The following is a 547-nucleotide window of genomic DNA, read 5'->3' on the forward strand; positions in this document are numbered from 1 at the left end:
AAGAAAGCTCTATTTGGTCACTACCTTAAGTATATTGTTTAATCTTGTGCTGTGAGTATGAGTGTCCCGCTGTCTGCTGCTGTTACTCTAGGACTGCTGTTCTTCCTGTCTGTGGGACTGAACGAGCAGGTGGCCGAGGGCTGTAAATGTCTTCAAAGACACCCTCAACAGGTGTTCTGCGAGTCTGATATTGTGATTTGTGTGAAGGTCACTGGAACTGTGGCCGGCACTCGCCCCGACTTGGTTGCATACAGTGTCAAAGTTATCACGAAGTACAAGCCTAACAATAAGAAGGCAATTTGGGTCATCTACTCCGATAAAACCTCTTGTGGCGCTCATCTGGAAAACGGCGAGTATCTGCTGTCAGGACGTGTTGTGGATGGAGTGATGGTTTTTGGTTTATGTGACCTTGTGTGGCGTTGGGACCAACTCCCCTCCGTTCAAAAGAGGAACCTCAACCTGTATCGGACTGGCTGTGCCTGTGAGATTACATCCTGTACTGGAGCATCCTGTTTGAACACCAAGCATCAAAGAAAGTGTCTGGTAG

1 protein-coding gene is annotated in these 547 nt (G+C 47.9%); it reads left to right on the plus strand.

The features are described from left to right. Nucleotides 1-57 precede the first annotated feature (57 nt). Nucleotides 58-547 (plus strand): hypothetical protein (locus tag GQS57_RS19445; protein ID WP_368855191.1); only part of this gene is annotated, 490 nt, incomplete at its 3' end.

The organism is Polaribacter sp. 20A6 (assembly GCF_011378915.1).
Taxonomy (GTDB): Bacteria; Bacteroidota; Bacteroidia; order Flavobacteriales; family Flavobacteriaceae; genus Polaribacter; species Polaribacter sejongensis.